Here is a 24,170-nt window from a genome sequence, read left to right as displayed (position 1 = left end):
CTGCCGGTGCTACTTCTTGCAGGTGACGTTCGCGGTCGCGGTTGCCGACTTGCCCTTCGAGGGGCCGTTGTCGATCACCATCTTCTGGGTGATGGTGGCCGAGGCCGCTCCGGCCGGTACGGCCGCCTGGTCGGTCACGTTCTTGGCCTGGAGGGCGTCCGCGTCGGTGAACTCGATCGAGCCCGGAACCTTCCCGGAGGTGCGCTCCCAGTGGAACTGGACGGTACCGGTGCCGCGTCCGACCAGCGTCGCGGTGAAGGTGACGCCCTGGGCGCAGTCGACCTCACCGGACTTCGGTGCAGGTGTCACGGTCAGCTTGAAGACGGTGACGTTCCGCGAGACGTTGCCCTTCCGGCGGTCTTCCTTGCCCTCCTTCTCGCCGACCTTGCCGCCCTTGGCCTGGCCCTCCTTGAAGCCGGCTTCGTAGCCCTTCCCGTAACCGTCCCGGTGGGCGGCGATGATGAGCTCCGTGCACTGCTCCGCCGTGAGGCCCTTCTTCGTCTTGAACGCGTCGTCGTAACTCTGCCGGTACGAGTCGGCGAAGCCGTCCTCGCGGCCGTCCTTGAGGCCCTCCTCGTGGCCCACGCGGAAGGCTTCCTTGTTTATCTCGAGCGGGTTGCAGGCGGGTGGCGCGGCCCCCACGGTGGCGGGGGCCGTCTTGGTGTCCTTCCCGATGCCTTGGATGGTGCGCGGCTGGAGGGACACGTTGAGCGTGGTGGGGCCCGGCTTGGCGGTCTTGCCGACGAACGGGGTGGAAACGTGGGTGACCGAGGTTCCCGGAGGGCCGAGGTCGAAGCAGCTGGTGAGCCCGCCGTCGCCGAACGCTTCACCCCCCACGCTGACGCAGGACCGCTGGGCGGTCGGAGCCTTGTGGTTCATCACGACCACGTTGATCTTGGCGGCCTTTCCGGGGATCAGCTCGCCCACGGCCTCCACCGAAGTGATCGACACGTTCTCGTCCGCCGCCGCCCCCGGCGCGTACGCCAAAGCCAGTCCCGCGACCACGGGCATCATGACGGCCGCACGCATGCAACGCTTCATGACCGTTCCTTCCGCGTCCCCCCGGTGGGAAAGTTCGCGGCGTGCGTCAATTCCATGCTGGCCCGGCGGTGGAACGGTGTCCACCGCGGGCGCAGGGCGCTTACTCGTTCGGCACGGTCGCGTAGCGCGGGGTGTTCTCCGCCATCTGGCGCAGCGCGTCCTTGCGGTCGCGCTTGGAGAGCCGGTCGATGTACAGGTAGCCGTACAGGTGGTCGGTCTCGTGCTGGAGGCAGCGGGCGAAGTAGCCGGTGCCACGGACCTTGATCGGGTTGCCCTGGGCGTCCTGGCCGTGCACCTCGGCGAAGTCCGGGCGGGCCAGCGAGGCGTACGCGGTGGGGACCGACAGGCAGCCCTCGTTGGAGTCGTCCAGCACCCGCGCGGCGGCCGGCAGCTCCACCAGGCGCGGGTTGACCACCACACCGGTGTGGTAGACGCCCTCGTCATCCGGGCAGTGGTACACGAAGACCTTCTGGTCCACGCCGATCTGGTTCGCGGCCAGGCCCACGCCCTCGGCGGCCTTCTGGCTGGCGAACATGTCGTCGATCAGCTGGGCGAGCTCCGGGCCGAACTCGGTGACGTCCTTGCATTCGTGGTGCAGGACCGGGTTGCCGACCACCGTGATGGGGCGGGCGGTGCCGCGCTCGCGGTAGGCGAGTTCGCGCGCCTCGCAGTCCTCGGTGTCCACGACGTAACCCTCGTCGTCCACCGTGACAACCTCGTTCTCCTGCTGCGCCATCTCCGCCGTACGCCTTCCCTCAGGTCTGTGGTGTGCGCGTACAGCCTACGGCCCACCCTCAGCAGACCTCTTCGAGATCCCGCCACTCACGGCTGTCCGGGCTGTCCGCCACCCAGCCGTCCAGCAGCCCGCGCACCAGCCCGGCCGGGGCCGCGATGCCGCATTCGCGTTCGGGCACCCAGAGCGAGCCGGAGCCGGCCGTACGGTGGCCCAGCGGGCCGGGGTGGCCCGGTTCGCTGTGGTCGTGCGGGTCCAGGTGCTCGCCGTCGCCCTCGTCGCTGGGCATGGCGCTCTCCGAGCAGGTACGGCACAGCAGCCGCACGGAGGAGGACCAGTCCTCGGCGGCGAAACCGGCGTCCGAGGCCAGCTGCTCCAGCGCGTCCCGGTCGGCCTCCGTGGCGGCCTCCAGCAGCACCACCCAGGTCGGTACCGGGGACGGCGCCCACAGCTCGATCTCGTCGAAGACGGGGTACGCGGGGCCGGCCGCGGTGATGCGCTCGCCGTGCGGGACCCCGTCGTGCAGCACGACCTCGCCCCAGCGCCGCCCCGAGGAGGGCAGCGGAATCGACAGGACCTCCATCCGGGCCGGGTCCAGCCGGCGGCCCCAGACCACCTCGGCCTCGCCCTCCGGGGACAGCCGGACGGCCGCGCTGCCGAGCTCCATGCCCACCGGCTCGGCCGAGCCGCCCGCGGCGTGCGGGTCGCCGGGCACCTTCAGTCCGTATGCCTGCCAGGCACGGCGGGCCAGCGGCCAGTCCTGCAGGGCGGTCGCGGCGATGCCCACGTTCCACCAGTCGGGAGCGCCGGTCTCCCGGTCGAGCAGGGCGACGGCGCGCAGCCCGGCGGCCCGCGCCTGCTCCCAGTCGTGCCGGAACTTGTGCAGGAGGGCCAGGTTGAACCAGGACTCGGACAGCCAGGGCTCCAGGTCCGCGGCTCTGGTCAGCAGGGCCCCGGCGTCCTCGTACCGGCCGTCGCCGATCAGCGTGAACGCGCGGTCGGTGGCCTGCCGCCAAGAGGCGGAGGGCCTGTGCCGTACCTTCCCGAAGATCCTCACGATTCCCGCCTGCCTGGGGGCACCTCCCAGCGGTAGCTGGGGGACAACGATGCAGCCTTGCGGACACTCTCCACTTCGCATCCAACCATGCCCACTCGGACGACCGCTCATTACCCATGGGTTACCCCGGCCGAACAGCAGTGATTCCATCACGTCGGAGAATCCGCGCCAGGCATTCGACCACCTCCGGCTGGTACTCGCGGCCGGTGCCGAGCCGCAGCTGTTCCAGCGCCTCCAGGGAGCCGCCGGGGTGCCGGGCGCCGCCGGCCAGGTCGTCGTACGCATTGGCCACCCGGACGATCCGGGCGGCCACGGGCTGCTCCCGGTAGGGCTCGGCCTGCCGCTCCACGACCACGGCCACCTCGGCGGGCACCCCGGTCTGCCGGACCACCTCCCCGCCCAGCCCGGCGATCCGGCGGGCCTCGGCGGCGGGCAGCGCGGCGGTGGCCCCGGCCGGCACCGGGTCGACCAGGGAGAGCTGGCCGATGTCGTGCATCAGGGCGGCGTACTCCAGGACGGTCAGCTCGCGCTCCGACAGGCCCATCTCCCGGCCGACGGCGCAGCTCAGGGCGGCGACCCGGCGGGCGTGGCCGGGCCGGGTGCAGCCCGCGATCTCGGTGGCGCGGGCCAGCGAGGTGATGGTCTGCCGGCAGGTGGTGCGGATCGCCGAGATCCGCCGGAAGGACAGCTGGGTGAGCAGCAGTGGCACGCTGAACACGGGCAGCGCCCACAGGCCCGCCACGGCCGCGCCGAGGGCGATCACCACTCCGGTGGCGCAGATCGCCGAGCCGATGCCGAGCAGGGCGCGCAGCTCGTCGCGGAGCAGCGGCGCGTACGGCCGGCCGGTCCGGGCACCGGCCAGTGCGGCGGCCAGCATCGCGTCGCAGAGCGCGGTCAGGCCGAGCAGGCAGAGCAGGAACGGCACCAGGGCCGGGCCCTGGCCCAGCAGCTCGTCCAGCCGTCCGGAGTTGTAGAGCGGCTGGAAGCAGGCGGCGGCGAAGGCGACGGCGAGGACCCGGCGGACCACGTGGTCCAGGGCGGGTCCGCGCCCGCGGGCGATGTGCGGGACGGTCCCCAGCAGGGCGGCGGCGACCACCACGGCCACGACCTGGAGCACCCCGTGGTGGGTGGGGTTCCCGGCGTTCTGGCCGAGCAGCGCGTACCCGAGGGCGCCGGCGGAACCGAGCGGCGCGGGCTGCCGGTCGTCGGCCCGGACGGGTCCCGACCCGGGTCCGGCTCCGGCTCCGGGTCCGGGCCCGTCCAGGGTGTCCCGGCGGGCCAGCTCGCCGAGGGTGATCAGTACGCCGAAGGCGAGGGCGATACCGGGTTCCACGACGCCGTTCCACAGGGTGTGGCCGAGCGCGAAGGCGGTCAGCACCCCGGCAGCCAGGCGCACGGCCCATGCGAGGGCCCGCCTCATGGTCCGGCCTCCGAGGGCCGACGGGCCGGCGGCGGGCCGGCAGCGGCCTGCCCTGCGGTCCCGGCCGCCCCGGCGGCGCCGCGCGGCCGGCCCCCGCCCCGCACGGACGCGGAATGCACCCGGCCGCCGGACTTCCCGGGCTGCCCGGGCAGGCCCGGCAGGCCGGGCAGGCCGGGCAGGCCGGGCAGGCCCGGCAGGCCGGGCAGACCGGATGGACCGGCACCACCGGCGTGACCGGCGGAGTCCGCAGGTCCGACGAGACCGGACGGTCCGACACGATCGGCCGGACCGCCACGACCGGCGTGACCGGCGTGACCGGCGGAATCCGCAGGTCCGACGAGACCGGACGCTCCGACACGACCGGCCGGACCGGCCGGGCACGCTGGAGCGGCCGAGCCCGCCAAGCCCGAAGGACCCGGCGGACCCGGCGGACCCGCCGGGATCACCTGGGGGTCCCCGTCCGAGGTGGCGGCCGGGTGCCAGCCGGCGCGGCGGACGGCAGCGGCCAGGGCCGCCACCATGGCCGGATCGAACTGGGCTCCGGCGCACCGCTCCAGCTCGGCGAGGGCCGCCGGGACCGGCCGGGCCCGGCTGTAGGAGCGGGTGGAGGTCATGGCGTCGAAGGCGTCGGCGACCGCCACCACCCGGGCCGCCACCGGGATCTGGTCACCGGTCAGGCCATAGGGGTAGCCGGAGCCGTCGACCCGTTCGTGGTGGTGCAGGATCGCTGCCCGCGCCTCGCCGAGGAAGCCGATCCCGCGGACCATCTCGTGCCCGTACTCGGGATGGAGCTCGATGATCCGGCGTTCCTCGGGGGTGAGGGGTCCGTCCTTGCGCAACAGCCGGGTGGGGACGCCGAGTTTGCCGACGTCGTGGAGGGTTCCGGCGATCCGGATCACTTCCAGCCGGTCCTCGGCCATGCCGAGCTCGCGGGCGATCATCGCGGAGGCCTGGCCGACCCGCTCGCTGTGGCCCCGGGTGTAGCGGTCCTTGATGTCGACCGCCTGGACGAGGGCGCGGATGGTGGCCCGGTGCGCGGCCCGTTCGAGGTGGTACTGGGTGAAGACCCGGCAGGAGATCCAGACCGGCAGCAGCACGGCGAGCGCGGCCGGCGGACCGTACGGGCTGCGCCACATGACGGCCATCATCAGGCCCACCAGGCCGTGCACCAGGTACGGGGTGAGGGAGACGGCGGGCAGACCGCGCCAGGCGGTCGCGGCCGGCCGCCGCTCGGCGGTGGCCAGGATGCCCCCGTCGAGGGCGGTGAGCACCAGGCAGAAGACGAGGGCCGCGGCGGCGGCCGGGAGCATCACCCGGGGGAAGTCGGGCAGGTGGGCGGCCGGTCCGGAACCGGCGAGCGCCTCCGGGCCGCCGAGCAGCACATGGGTGTGGCCGGCGGCCCAGGCGGCCACCGCCTGCTGCGCCGCGTGCCACACCCTGCGTATGCCGGCCGGTGGTTGCCCGACCCGTCCGGCGAGCGCTCCCGGGACGGCGACCAGTGCGGCGGCGGAGGGCGGCAGCAGGAAGACGGCGGCGAAGACGACGGGGAAGAAGGATCCGACGCCCTCGGGAACCCGGCCGCCGGGCAGCCGGCCGGCCCTGACCAGTTCACAGCCGAGGTAGAGCGCGCCGAGCAGGGCCGCGGTCCGCCAGGGCACCGGGCCGGAACCGGAACCGGCGAGGGCGGGCAGGAGGCAGGCGATCGCCCCGGCGACGGCACAGAGGAGGTAGACCCGTGCCCCCGGCGGAAGTACCCGCATCGGCGTTCTCCTCCCCCGGTGAATCACTCCGGTACCGAAGGGGGAGAATAAGTCGGCCCCCGCAGCAGGGGGGCCGGATTGTCGTATTGCGCCGCACGGTGACCCCCGGATTAGCACCTTCGAGTGAACGAAGCGGCATCCAGGGGCGGTTGTCGGCCAGGGGCGATGGTCAGCCGGGGGCGGGTCCCGGCGCGGCCGGACCGGCGGTGATGTCCTCGTCCGGCACGGCCTGGCCGGAGCGGATCAGCTCGATCCGCCCCATGACCTTGGAGCGCAGATCGGACGGCACGTCGTCCGAACCGCAGCAGCGCTTCACGAGCTTCTTCACGGCCTGTTCCAGGCCGTACTTCTCCAGACAGGGGTTGCACTCGCCGAAGTGCGTTTCGAACTTCGTGCAGTCACTGTCGGGCATCTCATGGTCAAGGAACTCATAAAGGTGGTCCAGGACCTCAGAGCACTCCGTCTCGTGCGGCTCTCCGCAGCTCATGAGCCCGAGCCTTTCCGATCGTTCGACTCTCCCGCGCCGGCGGGGACCAGCCCGCGCTCACGGGCATAGTCCTCCAGCATTCCGCGGAGTTGGCGGCGGCCACGGTGCAGTCGCGACATGACTGTACCGATGGGTGTACCCATGATGTCCGCGATCTCCTTGTACGCAAAGCCCTCTACATCGGCAAGATAGACGGCGATGCGGAACTCTTCCGGAATGGCCTGCAGCGCTTCCTTCACGTCCGAATCGGGCAGGTGGTCGAGCGCCTGCGATTCGGCGGAGCGCAGCCCGGTCGACATGTGCGACTCGGCGCGCGCCAGCTGCCAGTCCTCGATCTCCTCCGCGGCACTGCGCTGCGGCTCGCGCTGCTTCTTGCGGTAGGAGTTGATGAAGGTGTTGGTCAGAATGCGGTACAGCCACGCCTTGAGGTTGGTGCCCTCGCGGAACTGGTGAAAGGACGCGTACGCCTTTGCGTACGTCTCCTGGACCAGGTCCTCGGCATCGGCCGGGTTGCGCGTCATGCGCAGCGCGGCGGAGTACATCTGGTCGAGGTAGCCGAGGGCGTCGCGTTCGAAGCGCGCATTGCGCTCCGCGGTCGTCTCCTCCGTCTGGCCTTCGTCGGTCCCGGTAACAGGACCCACCTCCTCCGACAGCGTGGCGGACCCGAATGCGGACCCACTCGAATCGGAGAATAGTCGACCATCCCGGCCATCCGCCGCCCGAACGGAGGCGTGCTTGGCCGCGGGCAGGACCGTCCGGCCCCAGCTTCCGCCGGCAGGTGCCCCCACCAGGTCAGCGGCCTGCGGGCGGTTCTGGCTGATGACCTGGGTCATGCGCGCTCCCTGTTCCTCCGGCGGTGACGTACGTTCGACACCCCGCACAACCAAGCGGCCGGTCGGCACATTCCCGGGGGCCCGGGGCCCGGCTCGAAAATCTCCGCTTCGGGCGAAACTCTTCCGGCGCCCGTATGTCAGGTCGGCCGCCGGTCGGGCGGCTGCCACAGCCGGTCCGGGCGGCACTACAGCCGGTCCAGCCACTCCGCAACCGCCCCGGTGACCCCCTCCAGAGCCTCTGCCTGCGTCTGTGCCGCCCTCTTGGGCACGGCCAGGCCGTGGTCCCCGTCCGCCACCTCCACCAGCTCGTACGCACCCTCCGGGAACTCCTCGGGGCGGCCGAAGGGGTCCCGGCCGCCCTGGACCACCAGGACGGGGATCCCGGCGGCCACGGCCCCGGTGAGCTCCTCGGCCCGGGACTTCTCCGGCCGGCCGGGCGGGTGCAGCGGGAAGGCCAGGGCGAGCACCCCGGCCGCGCCCAGTTCGGCCGCGGTCCGGCAGGCCACCCGGGCCCCCGCGCTGCGCCCGCCGGCCACCACCGGCAGTCCGGGCTCCGTCAGGGCCGGCCAGAGCCCCCGCCAGCCCTCGTCGAGCACCTTGGGGGCGGCGGCGACCTTCTTGCCGGTCACCCGCCAGGGCTGCTCCACCAGGGCCACCGTGACGCCCCGGGCGGGCAGCGCGGCGGCCAGTGCCTGCAGGTCCCGGGCTTCGATGCCGCCGCCGGCGCCATGGCTCACGGCAAGCACCAGGCGGGCCCGCGGCGCGGGGTGCCAGGTGATCCGGGCCTCGCCGGCCGGGGTCTCGACGATCTGGGAGGTCGCGGTGCGCATGCTCATCAGAACAGGGTGCCCTCCTCGGGAGCCTCCAGCTCGGCAAGCAGCTCCGGCCCGTTGTTGCGGACGTTGCTGACGGCGGTGGACACCGGGTACGCGCGCATCAGCCCGCCCGGTGGCGGCGCCAGCAGGTCCCGCAGCGAGCCGTCGATGTCGGTGTTCGCCGGGTCCAGCCAGGGGTCCCAGCGGTCCGGGGTGAGCATCAGCGGCATCCGGGGGTGGATGTCGGCGAGCGAGGCCGGCCCCTCGGCGGGGGCCACCGCCAGCGGGCCGGCCTCCGCCTCGGTGGTGATTACGGAGCAGGTCACCCACCAGGCCAGCGGGTGCTCGTCGGGGAGGGTCCGGTCGCGCCAGAACTCGTAGATCCCGGCCATGGCGAAGACCGAGCCGTCCGCGGGCTGCACGAAGTAGGGCTGCTTCCGGGGCCGCTTCTTCTTCCCTTCGACCTCCAGCTGCCGCTCCTCGGTGCCGGTGACCCACTCGTAGTAGCCGTCGGCGGGGATGATGCAGCGGCGCTGGGCGAAGGGCCTGCGGAAGGAGGGCTTCTCGTGCAGGGTCTCGGACCGGGCGTTGATCATCCGGGCGGCGCCCTCGGGGTTTTTGGCCCAGGAGGGCACCAGCCCCCACTTGAGGATCCGCAGCTGGCGAACCGGACGCGGGTCCGGTGCGTCTTTCAGAGGACGGTCGAGTACGACGTAGACCTCCTTGGTCGGGGCCACGTTGTAGTCGGGGGCAAGGGTCTCTTCGGGCTCCCACTTCTCGACCCCGAACAGTCCCACCAGGTCCTCGGGCCTACGACTGGATGCATAGCGTCCGCACATGACTGCCACACTGCCATGGCACCCGACCACCACCGCAAGGAGCCCGAGAACCATCGTGGACACGGACATAACGAGCGCGGCCGATCTGTGGGACCGGCTCACCGGCCTGCAGGAGGCGCCCGCGCAGTGGCTGGTGCTGGCCACCTTGGCGGCTGCCCTGGTCTTCGTCCTGCCCCGCGGCCTGTGGCGGCTGTCCCGGAACGCCATCACCATCGCGCACGAGGGCGGGCACGGGCTGATCGCGGTGCTGACCGGCCGCCGGCTGGACGGCATCCGGCTGCATTCGGACACCAGCGGGCTGACGGTGAGCCGGGGCCGGCCGGACGGCATCGGCATGATCCTGACGGCCGCGGCCGGCTACACCGCACCCTCGCTGCTGGGACTGGGCGGCGCCTGGCTGCTGTCCGCGCACCGGATCACCCTGCTGCTGTGGGCCGCCACCGCGCTGCTGCTGGCCATGCTGGCGATGATCCGGAACGCATACGGAGCGGTGACCGTGGTGCTGACCGGCGGGACCTTCCTGCTGGTGTCCTGGCTGGCCGAGGCCGAGGTGCAGGCGGGGTTCGCGTACGCGGCGGTGTGGTTCCTGCTGCTGGGCGGGGTCCGGCCGGTGTTCGAGCTCCAGGGCAAGCGGCGTCACGGTGGCGCACCGGACTCCGACGCGGACCAGCTCGCCCGGCTGACGAACGTGCCGCCCGCCCTGTGGCTGTTCCTGTTCCACACGGTCTCGCTGTGCTCCCTGATCGGCGGCGGACGCTGGCTGCTCGGCCTCTCCTGAAACCGGTCAAGGGCCGTCCCCGACCTCGGAGAGTAGGGTCGGGCAGCGCGAGGCGGCCGGCTCCGAACAACTAAAGTGAGGGCCATGACCGAGACCCCCGCGCTTCCCGCCCTCTGGCCCGCCCCGCTCGCCGACGGTGCCGTCCGCGCCACCGTCACCGTGCCGGGCTCGAAGTCGGTGACCAACCGTGCGCTGGTGCTGGCGGCCCTCGCCGCCGAGCCGGGCTGGGTGCGCCGCCCGCTGCGCTCGCGCGACTCGCAGCTGATGTCGGACGCCCTGCGGGCGCTGGGTGTGGGCATCGAGGAGACCGTCTCCTCCAGCTCGGACGGCGGGACCGGGTCCGGCGAGGCCTGGCGGATCATCCCGGCCGCGCTGCACGGCCCGGCGACCGTGGACGTCGGCAACGCCGGCACCGTGATGCGCTTCCTGCCGCCGGTCGCCACCCTCGCCGCGGGCGACATCCGCTTCGACGGCGACCCGCGGTCCTACGAACGGCCGCTGGGCCAGGTCATCACCGCACTGCGCACCCTGGGCGCCCGGATCGACGACGACGGCCGGGGTGCGCTGCCCCTGACCGTGCACGGCGGCGGGGCCCTGGAGGGCGGCACGGTCGAGATCGACGCCACCAACTCCTCCCAGTTCGTCTCCGCACTGCTGCTCTCCGCACCCCGGTTCAACCAGGGCGTCGAGGTCCGGCACGTGGGCACCAACCTGCCCTCCATGCCGCACATCCGGATGACGGTGGAGATGCTGCGCGCCGCGGGCGCCCAGGTGGACACCCCCGAGGCGGGCGGCGAGAAGGACGTGTGGCGGGTGGCGCCCGGTGCGCTGCTGGGCCGCGACATGGTGGTGGAGCCGGACCTGTCGAACGCGCAGCCGTTCCTGGCCGCCGCGATGATCACCGGCGGTACGGTCACCATCCCCGACTGGCCGCGCCGGACCACGCAGCCCGGCGACGCGCTGCGGCAGATCTTCACGGAGATGGGCGGTTCCTGCGAACTGACGGATGCGGGCCTGGTCTTCACCGGAACCGGCCGGATCCACGGCATCGACGTGGATCTGGGCGAGGTCGGCGAGCTGACCCCCGGCATCGCCGCGGTGGCCGCGCTGGCCGACTCCCCGTCGACCCTGCGCGGGGTGCAGCACCTGCGGCTGCACGAGACGGACCGGCTGGCGGCGCTCACCAAGGAGATCAACGAGCTCGGCGGCGATGTCACCGAGACCGCGGACGGTCTGCACATCCGCCCGCGCCGTATGCACGGCGGCGTCTTCCACACCTACGACGACCACCGGATGGCCACCGCGGGTGCGGTGATCGGCCTGGCCGTGGAGGGCGTACAGATCGAGAACGTGGCGACCACCGCGAAGACCCTGCCGGACTTCCCCAGGATGTGGACGGACATGCTCTCGGGAGCTGGAGAGTAGCGCGATGCGCCGGTACGGGAAGCACACCGACGAGGACGACATCCGGGCCCGCCCCAACCGCAAGGGCAACCGGCCCCGGACCAACATCCGGCCGAAGCACGAGGACGCGGCCGAGGGGTTCGTCCTCACCGTGGACCGGGGCCGGCTCACCTGTCTGGTGGAGGACCGCAAGGTCATCGCGATGAAGGCACGGGAGCTGGGCCGGAAGGCCGCGGTGGTCGGCGACCGGGTGTCGCTGGTCGGCGACCTCTCGGGCAAGAAGGACACCCTGGCGCGGATCGTCCGGATCGAGGAGCGGTCCTCGGTGCTGCGCCGCACCGCCGACGACGACGATCCGTACGAGCGGGTGGTCGTGGCCAATGCCGACCAGCTGGCGATCGTGACGGCGCTCGCCGATCCGGAACCGCGCCCGCGGATGATCGACCGCTGCCTGGTCGCGGCGTATGACGCGGGGCTGGAACCGCTGCTGGTGCTGACCAAGTCCGACCTGGCCCCGGCCGACAAGCTGCTCGAGACGTACGCCACGCTGGGCGTCGATTACGTGGTGACCAACCGCGAGGAGCTGGAGGGCGGGGACGCGGCCGAGCGGGTGCGGGAGCGCCTGGCGGGCCGGATCACCGCCTTCGTGGGGCACTCGGGCGTGGGCAAGACCACCTTGGTGAACTCGCTGGTCGCGGCGGACCGGCGGCGGGCGACCGGGCACGTCAACGCGGTCACCGGGCGCGGCCGGCACACCACCACCTCGGCGCTGGCCCTGCCGCTGCCGGGGGTGGCGGGCTGGGTGATCGACACCCCGGGCGTACGGTCCTTCGGCCTGCACCATGTGGATCCGTCGCGGGTGATCCTGGCCTTCCCGGACCTGGTGGAGGGTACGGAGGGCTGCCCGCGGGCATGCAGCCACGACGAGCAGGACTGCGCGCTGGACGAGTGGGTGGCGGCGGGCCACGCCGATCCGGCCCGGCTGTATTCGCTGCGGCGGCTGCTGGCGACGCGGGAGCGGCGCGAAGGCGACTGAGGCTCCGGCGCACGTTTGGCGACCGCCATGTCTGGTAAATGCATAATCGCACCAAGTGGCGCGAGGCCGAGGCCTGACCGTGTCACATGACGCGGGGAGGCATTCGACATGGCGTGGCTGCTTGTCGTGGTCGCGGGAATCCTGGAGACCGGATTCGCGGTCTGCCTGAAGCTGTCCCACGGGTTCACCCGGCTGTGGCCCACGATCGCCTTCGCGTGCTTCGCCCTCGGCAGCTTCGGGCTGCTGACGCTGGCGCTGAAGAAGCTGGACGTCGGGCCGGCGTATGCGGTGTGGACGGGCATCGGCGCGGCCGGGACGGCCATTTACGGCATGGTCTTCCTCGGTGACCTGGTCTCCACCCTGAAGATCGTCTCGATCACCCTGGTGATCGTCGGGGTGATCGGCCTCCAGCTCTCCGGATCGGCCCACTGACCGCCCGGCTCCTCGCCCGGGACGATGAGGTAGGAGAGGGCCAGCCGGACCACCAGTTCGCAGTGGAGCGGGCCGGCTCCGCCCGGGGCCGGCGCCGCCGCGGCGCGCTCGCACACCGCGCGGACCAGCTCCCCGGGCCGGGTCCGCGGCACCGGGGCCGGCAGTCCCGGGGGCCAGCAGCCGGTCAGGAGTGCACGCAGCAGGGGGTGGCCGCGGGCCGCGCCGACGGTCCAGTCGGCCAGGGCCAGCAGCCGCTCGGCGGGGCCCGCGGGACCGGCCAGCGCCCGCTCGACTCCCGCCAGATACCACTCGGTCTCACGCTGGACCATGGCCCGCCCCAGGCCCGCCTTGTCGCCGAACTCGTTGTAGAGGGTCTGCCGGGACACCCCGGCGGCAGCCGCCACCTCGACCATCCGGACGGCCGGCCAGGGCCGCGCCGCCAGCGCCGCTCCGGCCGCCTCCAGCAAGGACTCCCGTGCTGCCGGCATCTCGCCTCCCGCTGGCTGTTCAGGCCAGAGTTGACGGACCGCCATGCACTGTCAAGAGAGCCCGTGTGGTCCGGCCGGAACCCTGCCGATACTGTTCGGCCATGCCCGAGTACGACGAAGACCTGCGCCTCGCCCACGCTCTCGCCGACGCCGCCGATGCGGTCACCATGGACCGTTTCCAGGCTCTGGACCTCAAGGTGGAGACCAAGCCGGACATGACTCCGGTGAGCGAGGCCGACACCGCCACGGAGGCCGTGATCCGGCGCCTGATCGAGGAGGCGCGGCCCGCGGACGCGATCCTCGGCGAGGAGTACGGCCTCGTCGGCACCGGCCCGCGGCGCTGGGTGGTCGACCCGATCGACGGCACCAAGAACTACGTCCGCGGCGTGCCGGTCTGGGCGACGCTGATCTCCCTGATGGAGGCCGACGAGAACGGCCGGTTCCGGCCGGTGGTCGGCGTGGTCTCCGCGCCCGCCCTGGGCCGCCGCTGGTGGGCCTCCGAGGGTGCGGGCGCATTCGCCGGGGGCAGTCTGGCCCGGGAGACCCCGATCGGGGTGTCGAAGGTGTCGACGATGTCCGACGCCTCGTTCGCGTACTCCTCGCTGAGCGGCTGGGAGGAGCAGGGCCGGCTGCCCGGCTTCCTGGACCTGACCCGGGCGTGCTGGCGGACCCGCGGCTACGGGGATTTCTGGCCGTACATGATGGTGGCCGAGGGCTCGCTGGACCTGTGCGCGGAGCCTGAGCTGAACCTGTGGGACATGGCCGCGATCGCGGTGGTGGTCCAGGAAGCCGGCGGGCGCTTCACCAGCCTGGACGGGGTGGACGGGGTGGACGGCGGCAATGCCGCGGCCTCCAACGGGCTGCTGCACGAGGAGATGCTGGGGTACGTCCGCCCGCGCGGCTGAGCGCGACCGCGCGCGTTTTCACCGAGCGTGCCCCCTTGTTGGCCCCGGGTGGGCATGGGAATCTGAGAATCCTCCGCTTGTGCGCTTGTGAATCGATTCTCTAAGCGCTCCGCCGAAGCGGGGGGTCTCACCCCAGGAGGTGGCACTCTTGCTCGTCCGCGACGCCATGAGCACCGTGATCCTCACCCTCGGCCCCGCCCACACCCTCCGGCAGGCCGCCGGACTCATGTCCGGCCGGCGCATCGGCGCAGCCGTCGTCCTCGATCCCGACCACAGCGGCATCGGCATCCTGACCGAGCGCGACATCCTCAACTCGATCGGTGCGGGGCAGGACCCCGACCGGGAGACCGTCGGTGCGCACACCACGAACAACGTGGTGTTCTGCACCCCCGAGGCCACGCTCCAGGAGGCAGCCGAGGCCATGGCCCACGGCGGCTTCCGGCACCTGATCGTGCTGGAGCACGGCGGGCCGGTCGGAATCGTCTCGGTCCGCGACATCATCCGCTGCTGGGTGCCGGCGCGGCGCTCGGTCGCCGCCTAGATGACCGCAGGGCCGGACCCCGATCGGGTCCGGCCCTGTGGCTCTCGGCGAGCGGGCGTCAGCCGCGCAGGGCCTGGACCGCGGCTTCCAGCCGCTTGCCGAAGTCTCCGTCCGCCTGGCGGAAGTTGCCGATCGCACGCTCGGCGAGGTCGTCACGGGAGACCTTGGCGATGAAGCCGGCCAGGTTCTCGATCAGACGGCCCTTCTCGTCCTCGGACATCAGGCGGTAGAGGTTGCCCGCCTGGACGAAGTCGTTGTCCTCGGAGTGGACCGGGGCCGCGTGGTTGCCGGTACCGCCGGTGACCGCGGTGGACTGCCACAGCGGGCGGTCGGTCTGGTGCGGACCGCCGAAGGAGTTCGGCTCGTAGTTCTTCGCGCCCTTGTGGCGGCCGTCGTACAGGAAGCCGTCACGGGAGTTGGTGCGCGCCTCGGTGGCGTGCGGGCGGTTCACCGGCAGGTGGTCGGCGTTGATGCCGACGCGGTAGCGGTGGGCGTCGCCGTACGCGAAGAGGCGACCCTGGAGCATCTTGTCCGGGGACGGACCGATGCCGGGGACGAAGTGCGCCGGGCTGAAGATGCTCTGCTCGACCTCGGCGAAGACATTCTCCGGGTTGCGGTTGAGCTCCAGCTTGCCTATCTCGATCGGCGGGTAGTCCTCGTGCGGCCACACCTTGGTGAGGTCGAACGGGTTGAAGCGGTACTGCGCCGCGTCGGCCGCCGGCATGATCTGGACCTGCACGGTCCAGGTCGGGAACTCGCCGCGCTCGATGGACTCGCGCAGGTCGCGCTGGTGGGAGTCGGGGTCCTCGCCGGCGAGCTTGTTGGCCTCGGCCTGGGTGAGGTTCTTGATGCCCTGGTCGGTCTTGAAGTGGTACTTGACCCAGAAGACGTCCCCGGCCTCGTTGTTCCACTGGAACGTGTGCGAGCCGTAGCCGTTCATGTGACGGTAGGACGCCGGGATGCCGCGGTCGCCGAACAGCCAGGTCACCTGATGGGTGGACTCGGGGCTCAGGCCCCAGAAGTCCCACACGTTGTCGGCTTCCTGCGAGCCGGTGTACGGGTCGCGCTTCTGGGTGTGGATGAAGTCCGGGAACTTGATGGCGTCCTTGATGAAGAACACCGGGGTGTTGTTGCCGACGAGGTCGTAGTTGCCCTCTTCGGTGTAGAACTTCAGCGCCCAGCCGCGGGGGTCGCGCACCGCGTCGGCCGCACCGAGGTTGCCCGCGACGGTGGAGAAGCGCAGGAAGGTCTCGGTCTGCTTGCCGACCTCGGAGAGGAACGCGGCCCGGGTGTACTGCGTGACGTCCGCGGTCACCGTGAAGGTGCCGTACGCGCCGGCGCCGCGGGCGTGCACCACGCGCTCCGGAATGCGCTCACGGTTGAAGTGGGCGAGCTTCTCGAGCAGCAGCTGGTCCTGCACCAGGACCGGACCGCCGACGCCCGCCGTCTCGCTGTTCTGGTTGTCGGCGACCGGAGCCCCGGCCTCCGTGGTGAGCGGTCCCTGCGTCACGTGCGCCTCCTGCGTCTTTCCTGCCAGTCCTGTCCATGGCGTTTGCCATACCCGATCCTACGATGGACTTTGTCTAAGTCAAGTAAGCATCCAAGTCCGTAATGGTTCGTGATCTTTATGCGTATCGAATCCGGATCTCCTCGCTGTTAGGCTGGCCTCTATGAGTGACCTGCTGGAACGACTGCGCGGACGCGGCTGGCGCATGACCGCGCAGCGGCGTGTCGTGGCCGAGGTGCTGGACGGTGACCACGTCCACCTGACGGCCGACGAGGTGCACGCCCGCGCCGTGGCGAAGCTGCCGGAGATCTCCCGCGCGACCGTCTACAACACGCTGGGCGAACTGGTGAGCCTAGGCGAGGTCCTGGAGGTTTCCACGGACCGCCGCGCCAAGCGGTACGACCCCAATGCGCACCGGCCCCACCAGCACCTGGTCTGCGCCCGCTGCGGCGCGATCCGCGATGTCCACCCCGCGGGCAACCCGCTGGCCGACCTGCCCGACTCGGAGCGCTTCGGCTTCACGGTCGAGGGCGTGGAGGTCACCTACCGGGGCATCTGCCCGAACTGCGCCGGAGCCTAGTCCGGGCGGGCTCCCGCCCGGCCCGGAAGGCCCGCACGGCTCCACCGGGGACCCGAAAACGACTCAAGGCCCGGATCCATGGGATCCGGGCCTTGAGCACGTGGTAGCGGGGACAGGATTTGAACCTGCGACCTCTGGGTTATGAGCCCAGCGAGCTACCGAGCTGCTCCACCCCGCGTCGGTAAACCCAACGTTACGTGAAGCCACCCGGCCAGAGCAAATCGATGGGAAGGCAGAGCGTCGCGCCCGGCTACGCGGAGAGCTCTTCCGCCAGAGCCTCGCGGAGCTTCGCCGCCCGCTGGGACACCTCCGCGGGTCCGAGCTCCATGGCCCGGGCGCACCACTTCTGGCCCTCCGCGAGGTCCCCGTGCCGGGCCGCCAGCAGGCCCAGCCGGAGCGCGGCCCGGCCGTGGCCGGCCACGGCCGCACGGGTCCACCACAGGGCGGCCTCCGGCTCGGCGCCCTCCCGGGCCAGCAGCAGCCCCAGGTTGAAGGCACCGTTGCGGGAGCCCGCCTCGGCCGCCTCCCGGTACCAGCGGGCGGCCGTGCCGAGATCACCGCGGCCCGCCGCCAGCATGCCGACCCGTACCTGGGCGCGCCGGTGCCCCTGCTCGGCGGCCCGCTCGTACCACTCCTCGCTCTCGCTGCGCGGCGCCGCCACCGGCTCGCCCAGCGCGGGCGGCTCCGGCGGCGGGGCCAGCGACTCCAGCAGGGAGGCCAGCCGGAAGGCCGCCTCCGCGCTGCCGCCGCCCGCCGCGCAGCGCAGGTGGCGCTCGGCGGCCCGCTCCTCCCCGTCGCGGACCAGCGCGATGCCGACCTGGAGCGCCGCATCGGTGTGGCCGGCCGAGGCCGCCCGCTCGTACCACTTGAGCGCGGTGCGGTCCTCGTCCCGGCTGGCGAACAGGATGCCCAGGTTGAAGGCGGCGTCCACGCTGCCCGCCTCGGCCGCCTTGGAGAACCACGGCTCGGCACCGGCCGCGTCCCCGCCCTGGAGCAGCAGGATGGCCAGCGCGTTGGCGGCCTCCCGGTGGCCGGCGTAGGCGGCCCGCCGGTAGAACTGCTCCGCCTGGGCGGTCCGCTCCTGCGCGGCACACAGCAGGGCGAGGTTGTAGGCCCCGTTGTGGTCGCCGGCGTCCATGGCGGCCCGGTACCACTTCTCGGCCGTCTGGGTCTCGCCGCGTGCCGCGTGCAGGGCGCCGAGCGCATTGGCGGCGTTGCCGTCGCCGTCCTGGGCGGCCCGGTGCCACCAGGCGGCGGCGCTGTCCTCGTCCCCGGCGTCGCGCAGCAGGAAGCCCAGGGCGCAGGCGGCCCGGGCCTCGCCCTGTTTGGCGGAGGTCAGGTACCAGCGCCCGGCCTCCTTGAGCTCGCCGCGGGCCTCCAGCAGGGTGCCCAGGTGCAGGGCCGCCCGGCGGTGGCCGCGCGCCGCCGCCTGCCGGTACCAGGCCTCGGCCTCGGCGGGTTCGCGGCGGCGCAGGATCCGGGCCAGCCGGTAGGCGGCCTCCCGGTGGCCCTGCTCGGCGGCGGCCCGCAGCCAGCGCTCGGCACCCTCGTCCCCGCGGTGTTCCAGCAGGTCGGCCAGTCCGTACGCACCGAGCGCGTGCCCGGACTCGGCGGCCTGCCGCAGCCAGTACTCGGCGGCGGGCTCGTCACCGCGCTCGCGGTAGTACCGGCCCAGCGCGTGTGCGGCGGGGGCGGATCCGGCGACGGCGGCGACCCGCCACCAGCCGGCGGCCTCCTCCGGGTACCCGCGCTGGTGCAGCAGGACCCCCAGGTTGTTGGCGGCGGCCCGGTCACCCTCACCGGTGGCCCCCCGCAGGTAGGGCTCGGCGCCGTCCAGGTCTCCGCGGCGCAGCAGCAGCGCGCCGAGCACGCTCATGGCACCCGGGTCGCCCTTGTCGGCGGGCCCCCGGTGCCTGGCCTCGAGCTCTGCGTCGCCGGCCGGCTCCGCATCGGCCTCGGGGAACACCTCGGCCACGGCCACCGCATCGGTCAGTGCGGTCTCCGTGTCCTCGGCCCTGGCCGGCTGCGCCACCCCGGTGCCTTCCGTGCCCTCTTCGGTCTCCGTCCGCACAAACCGCCCTGTCTCCAGCAGAGTTGACCTGTCCCCCATAAATCCCATCGTCGCATCACCTGCTACCCGCGTACACCTGGTATGTCGCAGCCAGTGAGGTCACTTCAGCGTTTTGTCGACATGCCCACAGAGTGACAAGTCAAACACGCGCCACCGACAACTCACCCGTACGGACACGCGAGTAGACATGCCGAAGGCCCGGATCCATGGGATCCGGGCCTTCGTTTTCAGTAGCGGGGACAGGATTTGAACCTGCGACCTCTGGGTTATGAGCCCAGCGAGCTACCGAGCTGCTCCACCCCGCGTCGGTGAAACCACAGTATCACGACGCGGAACTTCTCCTGTCCCCGTTGTTTCCGGCTAGCCGGAGGGCTTGGGTGCCTGCCCCTTCGCCTCCGCCTCGATGGCCCGCTTCAGCGCCGCCTCGAGGTCGTCCTGAGCCTTTCCGTAGGCCGTCCAGTCGCCGGCCTTCATGGCCTTGTCGGCCTCCTCGATCGCCTTCTGGGCGTCGGCGAGCGCCTGCTTGACCGTCGGGTCCTGCGGCGGCGGCTGCGCGGTGCCGTCGCCGGGCGGGGTGGTGGTCGGCGGGGGTGGCGCGGTCGGCGCCTCGGCCTCGAAGACCACGTTCAGCGCTTTCTCCAGCGTGTTCTCGAAGGCGGTCCGCTCCCCGTAGGTCACGAGGACCTTCTTCAGCAGCGGGTACTTGAGGCCGCCACCGCGCACGTACACCGGCTCGACGTAGAGCATCCCCTTGTCGAGCGGGACGGTGAGCAGGTTGCCGTACTCCACCTGAGAGTCACCGCGGCTCAGGATGTTGATCTCCTGGGCGATCTCCGGCTTGGAGTTGAACTTGGCCTGCACCAGCTTCGGTCCGTCCACCGGGTTCGCGGTGGGCAGCTTCAGCACGCTGATCTTGCCGTAGTCGGGGGTGCCCGGATCGGCGTTGACCGCCATGAAGGCGCTCAGGTTGTCCCGCCCGTTCGGTGTGAACGTCGTGGTGAGCGAGAAGACCTGGTCCTTCTCCTTCTGCCCCGGCATCTTCAGGGAGAGGTAGTACGGCGGAACCGCGTTCCCCTCCTTGTTGGTCGGGTCGTCGGGCACGGCCCAGACCTCGCTGCCGCTGAGGAAGGTCTGCGGGTCGGTGACGTGGTACCGGGTCAGGAGCTCACGCTGGACCTTGAACAGGTCCTGGGGGTACCGCAGGTGGTCCATCAGTGCCTGCGGGATCTCCTTCTTGTCCTTGACCGTGCCGGGGAAGGCCTTCATCCAGGTCTTGAGGACCGGGTCCTGGCCGTCCCACTGGTACAGCTTCACGGTGCCGTCGTAGGCGTCGACCGTGGCCTTCACGGAGTTCCGGATGTAGTTGACCTGGTTCTCCTGCGCGACGACCGCGCGCTGGGAGTTGGTCAGCGAGTCCGCCGTGGTGTCCCCGAGCGTCGTACGGGAGGCGTACGGGTAGCCGTTGCTGGTGGTGTAGGCGTCCACGATCCACTGGATCCGGCCGTCGATCACCGCCGGGTAGGCGGCGCCGTCGATCGTCAGCCAGGGGGCGACCGCCTCGACCCGCTCCTTGGGCGTGCGGTGGTAGAGGATCTTCGAACCCTCGCCGATCGCTCCGGAGTACAGGATCTGCGGCTCGCTGAAGGCCAGGGCGTAGGCGGCCCGGTTGATCGGGTTGCCCAGGCTCACCCCGCTGTCGCCCTTGTAGGTGGTCTCCTTCTCGCCCTTGTCGTCGGCGTAGTCGAGTTCCTTCTGCGGACCGCCGACGATGGAGTACTGCTTCGTCTGCTCGCCGTAGTAGATCCGCTGCTCGTACGTCCCGAGGTCGCCGGTGGACGGCAGACCGGACTCGGTGAACACGGGCGTGCCGTCGGCGGTGACCTCGGTGCCCTTGGCCGCCACGACACCGAAACCGTGCGTGTAGCGGAAGTGGTCGTTGATCCAGTTGTTCTTCGGGATGCCCGCGAGGTTGAGCTCGCGGAGACCGATGACGGTGTCCTGGTCCTTGTACCGGTCGACCGCCAGCGTGGACGGGAAGCCGTAGTAGCCCTTGTTCTGCTGGAGCTGCTGGAAGGCCGGGGAGACGATGTTCGGGTCGAGCAGCCGGATGCTGGCCGTGGTGTTGGCGTCCTGGCGGAGCTTGTTCTTGTCCGCCTTCGGATCCGGTGCGCCCGCGTAGTCCGTGACCTCGGTCTTGTCGATGCCGTAGGCGTCACGCGTCGCCTTGATGTTCTTCTCGACGTACGGCGACTCCTTCGCCTGCTCGTTCGGCTGGACCTGGAACTTCTGCACGATGGCCGGGTACAGCCCGCCGATCAGGATCGCCGAGAGCACCATCAGGCCGAAGCCGATCACCGGCAGCTGCCAGGTGCGGCGCCACAGCGTGGCGAAGAACAGCGCGGCGCAGATCGCGGCGATGCAGAAGAGGATGGTCTTGGCCGGCAGGTAGGCGTTGGCGTCGACGTACCGCAGGCCGGTCCAGTTGTCCGAGGCCTTGAAGTCGCTGGACTTCACGGCGAGGCCGTACCGGTCCAGCCAGTAGGCGATGGCCTTGAGGCTGACGAAGAGGCCGAGCAGCACCGACAGGTGGCCGGTGGCCGCGGCGGTGGCCCGGGCGCCCGGGCTGGTCACGCGCAGCCCGCCGTACAGGTAGTGGACGACGGCGGCGGCGATCAGCGAGAGCACGATGGCCGCGAAGCCGAAGCCCAGCAGGAAGCGGTACCAGGGCAGGTTGAAGGCGTAGAACGACACGTCCAGGTGGAACTGGGGGTCCTTCTGCCCGAAGGGCACCCCGTTGACCCACATCAGCCAGGTCTTCCACTGGCCCGCCGCCGAGGCTCCGGCGATCAGGCCGACCAGCAGCGAGATTCCGAGGAGCAGCCACTTCTTGTACGGGGCGATGCTCATCCGGTAGCGGTCGAGGCTCTGCTGCTCCATCGACATCGCGGCCAGCGGCGGCCTCAGCCGGTGGGCCAGCCAGATGTTGAACCCGACCGCGCCGGCCATCAGCAGGCCGAAGACGGCGAACAGGCCGATCTTGGTCCACAGGGTGGTCGTGAACACGGTCGAGTAGTTGACCGAGCGGTACCAGAGCCAGTCGGTCCAGAAGCCCGCGAACATGATGAAAAGCATGGCCAGGACGGCCAGTACGCCCAGGGTCATGAGGAGAGTGCGGGCTCGCCGGGACGGGCGGCCGACTCTGATCCGTGGCCCGGAAGGGCCTCCGCCGCGGTCCGGCATCTGGAAAGCCAAGGTGCGCACCTCGAAGTCGCTGTTGTCTGGTCGGGGCCCCCGATCGTAGAGCCCACTCATTGAACTTACTGAGGCTTTAGTCAGTTCCCGTTATCGGGTGGAAAGGAGGCAGGATGTTGTCCATGTCCAACGTTTCCTCCTCCGGCACCCCCATGGCGGCCAGCCCCCTGACCCGTGCCTGCCTCGAAATCGACGAGTACGCCGCCGGCCTCGGCTGGAACCGGCCCGCCCGTCTCTTCGCCCTCGTCGACACCGCCCGGCTGCGCAAGCAGGAGCCGCGGCTGGCCTCCCAGCTGGGCCTGGACCAGGACGATGCGGGCAAGGCCCAGTACACCCCCATCGAGCAGGACGAGCTGCCGGCCGGAACCCCGCTGGACAAGTTCCTCGGCACGATCGCCTGGCCCGACTCGGTCGTCGGCTGCGCGCTGACCGTGGAGCGGCTGATGCTGCCGCCGTCCGCGGAGGCCGCCGTACCGACCGGTATGAACGAGAAGCAGCTGGCCAAGTGGGTGGCCGCGCATCCGGAGCGGCAGGAGGTCCGGCTCACCGTGGCGGTGCTGCGGGACGGCTCGCGCGAGTCGGCCGTACGGCTGCGGGACAAGGACGCGGCGAGCGAGGTGCTGACCGGGGCGGGCCTGGTGCCCGGCCTGGCCGATGCGCTGGCCGCGACCTTCGCCTAGCCGACGGCGGGGGCGGGGCCCCGGGGGCCCGGCCGCGGCGCGCGGCCGGGTCGGGGGGCCGGGTCGGGCGGTCACTTCGCGGTGCACTGCGGCAGCGCGGCCGTGTCCCCCTTGCTGATCTTCTCCAGGGACTTGGTGGCGTCGTCGATGGTGTCCACCTTGACCAGGGTGAGGCCGTCGGGGACGTTCTTGACGGCGGAGGCGCAGTTGTCGGCCGGGGTCAGGAAGTACCGGGCGCCGGCCTTCCGGGCGCCGATGGTCTTCATCTGGATGCCGCCGATGGGGCCGACCTTGCCGGTGTCGTCGATGGTGCCGGTGCCCGCGACGAACTTTCCGCCGGTGAGGTCCTGCGGGGTGAGCTTGTCGACGATGCCGAGGGCGAACATCAGGCCCGCGCTCGGCCCGCCGACGTCGGTGAGCTTGATGTCGATGCCGAACGGGAAGGTGTGGTCGGTCTCCGCCCGGATGCCGACGATGGCGTGCCCGTCGCCGTCGGCGGGGGCGGTGGTGATGACCACCTTCTCGCTGCCCTCGGGCTCCTTGCCAGCCTTCTCGGCGGCAGCGGCCTCCTTGGCCGGGACGATCGTGAACTCCACGTTCTCGCCGGCCTTGTGCCGGGTGACGAGCTTGGCCACGTCCTCGGGGGCCTTCACCGGGGTGCCGTCCACGGCCTTGATCACGTATCCGGCGTGCAGCTTGCCCTCGGCGGGGCTGCCCTTGACCACCGTGAAGACCGCGACGCGCGCGGTGACCGGGATGCCGAGCTGCCTGAGGGCCGCCACCTTGGCGCTCTCCTGCGACTGGCTGAATTCCTCGGCGTTCTCCTGCGTGGATTGCTCGTCCGTCTTGCCGTGCGGGTAGAGGTTCTCGTGCGGGACGACGATGTTGTCGGTGGCCAGCCAGCCGTAGACCGCTTCCAGCAGGTTCATCTCGTATTCCGCGCTGGTGACCCGCACGGTCGTCATGTTGAGGTGCCCGGTGGTGGCGTAGGTCTTGCGGCCGTTGATCTGCAGGACGGCCTCCCCGTCGGCCTCGCCCAGCGTGTTGAACGTCGGGCCCGGGCTCATCTCCGAGTACGGGACCTTGATGAACACCCCTGCGCAGAGCAGCGCGAACAGCATGAGCGTGGAGGCGAGCATCGTCGCGGTGCGGCGTGGCATGGAACGACAGTACGGGAAGCACCTGTGCGGCGGCCCCCGGGGCCGGTCCGTACGGTCAGGTGATCAGAGGTGGTCGGAGCCGGAGTGCGCCGCGGAGGGCGATCCGGACGGCGCGGCGGACTGGCCGGAACGATCGGCCTTGTCCATCACCTCGCGGAATCTCGCGTAGCCCGCGAGCTCGGATATGTCACCGGAGGTGCGGTCACGAGCCGCCCAGCCGCCCCATATGGCAGCACCTATTGCGGCGAAAAGCGGAATCAGCAGCCACGCCAGCGACGCCATTCCGTGCCTCCCTACCCCGAGTACGAGCTGTTGGTGTCCACAACGCTCGTGCCCGGGGCGGGGTTACGC

The 24,170-nt window shown here is 71.4% G+C and carries 22 protein-coding genes, 2 tRNA genes and 1 pseudogene; 8 read left to right on the top strand and 17 right to left on the bottom strand.

All coding sequences use genetic code 11. From position 1 onward, the window contains the following. Positions 1-9 precede the first annotated feature (9 nt). The 9 genes and pseudogenes from DEJ50_RS21850 to DEJ50_RS21810 all read right to left on the bottom strand — a co-directional run bounded on the left by DEJ50_RS21850 (position 10) and on the right by DEJ50_RS21810 (position 8,985). Positions 10-1,041, bottom strand: a complete 1,032-nt coding sequence (locus DEJ50_RS21850) for a hypothetical protein (protein WP_150209642.1) — start codon at positions 1,039-1,041, stop codon at positions 10-12. Between the two features lie 100 nt (positions 1,042-1,141). Beyond that, positions 1,142-1,777 carry a peptide deformylase gene (gene def / locus DEJ50_RS21845; protein WP_150209641.1) on the bottom strand — a complete coding sequence of 212 codons (636 nt, stop codon included), beginning with the start codon at positions 1,775-1,777 and terminating at the stop codon, positions 1,142-1,144. A 58-nt stretch (positions 1,778-1,835) separates the two neighbouring features. Continuing rightward, positions 1,836-2,831: a tetratricopeptide repeat protein gene (locus tag DEJ50_RS21840; RefSeq protein ID WP_150209640.1), complete on the bottom strand. Its 996-nt coding sequence runs from the start codon at positions 2,829-2,831 to the stop codon at positions 1,836-1,838. A 121-nt stretch (positions 2,832-2,952) separates the two neighbouring features. Beyond that, the gene (locus tag DEJ50_RS21835) at positions 2,953-4,251 is read right to left on the bottom strand and encodes an HD-GYP domain-containing protein (protein WP_150209639.1); all 1,299 of its coding nucleotides are present in this window, start codon (positions 4,249-4,251) and stop codon (positions 2,953-2,955) included. A gap of 350 nt (positions 4,252-4,601) precedes the next feature. Then, positions 4,602-6,011 (bottom strand): annotated as a pseudogene (locus DEJ50_RS21830) (HD-GYP domain-containing protein); the annotation flags it as partial. Positions 6,012-6,180: 169 nt separating this feature from the next. Beyond that, positions 6,181-6,498 carry a mycothiol system anti-sigma-R factor gene (gene rsrA / locus DEJ50_RS21825; protein WP_150209637.1) on the bottom strand — a complete coding sequence of 106 codons (318 nt, stop codon included), beginning with the start codon at positions 6,496-6,498 and terminating at the stop codon, positions 6,181-6,183. Next, the gene (locus tag DEJ50_RS21820) at positions 6,495-7,139 is read right to left on the bottom strand and encodes a sigma-70 family RNA polymerase sigma factor (RefSeq protein WP_190345011.1); all 645 of its coding nucleotides are present in this window, start codon (positions 7,137-7,139) and stop codon (positions 6,495-6,497) included. The genes rsrA and DEJ50_RS21820 overlap by 4 nt, the downstream gene beginning before the upstream one ends. A gap of 377 nt (positions 7,140-7,516) precedes the next feature. Beyond that, entirely contained in the window at positions 7,517-8,167 is a 651-nt protein-coding gene (locus DEJ50_RS21815; protein WP_150209636.1) for an alpha/beta family hydrolase, read from the bottom strand. Further along, positions 8,167-8,985: an SOS response-associated peptidase gene (locus tag DEJ50_RS21810; RefSeq protein ID WP_150209635.1), complete on the bottom strand. Its 819-nt coding sequence runs from the start codon at positions 8,983-8,985 to the stop codon at positions 8,167-8,169. The genes DEJ50_RS21815 and DEJ50_RS21810 overlap by 1 nt, the downstream gene beginning before the upstream one ends. A 55-nt stretch (positions 8,986-9,040) precedes the next feature. Between DEJ50_RS21810 and DEJ50_RS21805 the strand changes: the two genes are divergently transcribed. The 4 genes from DEJ50_RS21805 (at position 9,041) to DEJ50_RS21790 (ending at position 12,635) form a co-directional block, all read left to right on the top strand. After that, positions 9,041-9,763, top strand: a complete 723-nt coding sequence (locus DEJ50_RS21805) for a M50 family metallopeptidase (RefSeq protein ID WP_223837867.1) — start codon at positions 9,041-9,043, stop codon at positions 9,761-9,763. Positions 9,764-9,847: 84 nt separating this feature from the next. After that, complete coding sequence (gene aroA, locus DEJ50_RS21800) at positions 9,848-11,188, top strand: 3-phosphoshikimate 1-carboxyvinyltransferase (protein WP_150209633.1); 1,341 nt, start codon at positions 9,848-9,850, stop codon at positions 11,186-11,188. Positions 11,189-11,192: 4 nt separating this feature from the next. Next, positions 11,193-12,203, top strand: coding sequence for a ribosome small subunit-dependent GTPase A (gene rsgA, locus DEJ50_RS21795; protein ID WP_150209632.1), 1,011 nt, complete (start codon positions 11,193-11,195; stop codon positions 12,201-12,203). Positions 12,204-12,311: 108 nt separating this feature from the next. Then, positions 12,312-12,635: a DMT family transporter gene (locus DEJ50_RS21790; RefSeq protein ID WP_150209631.1), complete on the top strand. Its 324-nt coding sequence runs from the start codon at positions 12,312-12,314 to the stop codon at positions 12,633-12,635. Here DEJ50_RS21790 and DEJ50_RS21785 read toward each other — a convergent pair. Beyond that, entirely contained in the window at positions 12,527-13,123 is a 597-nt protein-coding gene (locus DEJ50_RS21785; RefSeq protein WP_150209630.1) for a TetR/AcrR family transcriptional regulator, read from the bottom strand. The genes DEJ50_RS21790 and DEJ50_RS21785 overlap by 109 nt on opposite strands. A 101-nt stretch (positions 13,124-13,224) precedes the next feature. On the opposite strand from DEJ50_RS21785, the gene hisN reads away from it, so the two are divergent. Beyond that, positions 13,225-14,028, top strand: a complete 804-nt coding sequence (hisN, locus tag DEJ50_RS21780) for a histidinol-phosphatase (RefSeq protein ID WP_150209629.1) — start codon at positions 13,225-13,227, stop codon at positions 14,026-14,028. 148 nt (positions 14,029-14,176) lie between these two features. Continuing rightward, positions 14,177-14,569 carry a cyclic nucleotide-binding/CBS domain-containing protein gene (locus DEJ50_RS21775; RefSeq protein WP_150212278.1) on the top strand — a complete coding sequence of 131 codons (393 nt, stop codon included), beginning with the start codon at positions 14,177-14,179 and terminating at the stop codon, positions 14,567-14,569. Positions 14,570-14,627: 58 nt separating this feature from the next. Here DEJ50_RS21775 and DEJ50_RS21770 read toward each other — a convergent pair whose 3' ends face one another. Beyond that, positions 14,628-16,079, bottom strand: coding sequence for a catalase (locus DEJ50_RS21770; protein WP_150209628.1), 1,452 nt, complete (start codon positions 16,077-16,079; stop codon positions 14,628-14,630). A gap of 160 nt (positions 16,080-16,239) precedes the next feature. On the opposite strand from DEJ50_RS21770, the gene DEJ50_RS21765 reads away from it, so the two are divergent. Continuing rightward, positions 16,240-16,656, top strand: a complete 417-nt coding sequence (locus DEJ50_RS21765; RefSeq protein ID WP_150209627.1) for a Fur family transcriptional regulator — start codon at positions 16,240-16,242, stop codon at positions 16,654-16,656. Positions 16,657-16,757: 101 nt separating this feature from the next. Here DEJ50_RS21765 and DEJ50_RS21760 read toward each other — a convergent pair. The 4 genes from DEJ50_RS21760 to DEJ50_RS21745 form a co-directional block, all read right to left on the bottom strand. Further along, positions 16,758-16,834, bottom strand: a tRNA-Met gene (locus DEJ50_RS21760). A 72-nt stretch (positions 16,835-16,906) separates the two neighbouring features. After that, positions 16,907-18,766, bottom strand: coding sequence for a tetratricopeptide repeat protein (locus tag DEJ50_RS21755; RefSeq protein WP_411757630.1), 1,860 nt, complete (start codon positions 18,764-18,766; stop codon positions 16,907-16,909). Positions 18,767-18,958: 192 nt separating this feature from the next. Then, positions 18,959-19,032, bottom strand: a tRNA-Met gene (locus tag DEJ50_RS21750). A gap of 55 nt (positions 19,033-19,087) precedes the next feature. Next, on the bottom strand, positions 19,088-21,988 hold the full coding sequence (locus DEJ50_RS21745; RefSeq protein WP_150209625.1) for a UPF0182 family protein: 2,901 nt from the start codon (positions 21,986-21,988) through the stop codon (positions 19,088-19,090). A gap of 104 nt (positions 21,989-22,092) precedes the next feature. Here DEJ50_RS21745 and DEJ50_RS21740 point away from each other — a divergent pair, with 104 nt between their 5' ends. Continuing rightward, the gene (locus DEJ50_RS21740) at positions 22,093-22,659 is read left to right on the top strand and encodes a PPA1309 family protein (RefSeq protein ID WP_411757629.1); all 567 of its coding nucleotides are present in this window, start codon (positions 22,093-22,095) and stop codon (positions 22,657-22,659) included. A 71-nt stretch (positions 22,660-22,730) separates the two neighbouring features. Here DEJ50_RS21740 and DEJ50_RS21735 read toward each other — a convergent pair whose 3' ends face one another. Further along, positions 22,731-23,819, bottom strand: coding sequence for a PDZ domain-containing protein (locus DEJ50_RS21735; RefSeq protein WP_150209623.1), 1,089 nt, complete (start codon positions 23,817-23,819; stop codon positions 22,731-22,733). Between the two features lie 63 nt (positions 23,820-23,882). Continuing rightward, complete coding sequence (locus DEJ50_RS21730; protein ID WP_150209622.1) at positions 23,883-24,101, bottom strand: hypothetical protein; 219 nt, start codon at positions 24,099-24,101, stop codon at positions 23,883-23,885. Between the last annotated feature and the right edge of the window lie 69 nt (positions 24,102-24,170).

The sequence above is a fragment of the Streptomyces venezuelae genome (genome assembly GCF_008642295.1).
Classification (GTDB): Bacteria; Actinomycetota; Actinomycetes; order Streptomycetales; family Streptomycetaceae; genus Streptomyces; species Streptomyces venezuelae_C.
This window is presented reverse-complemented; position numbering and strand designations above follow the sequence as displayed.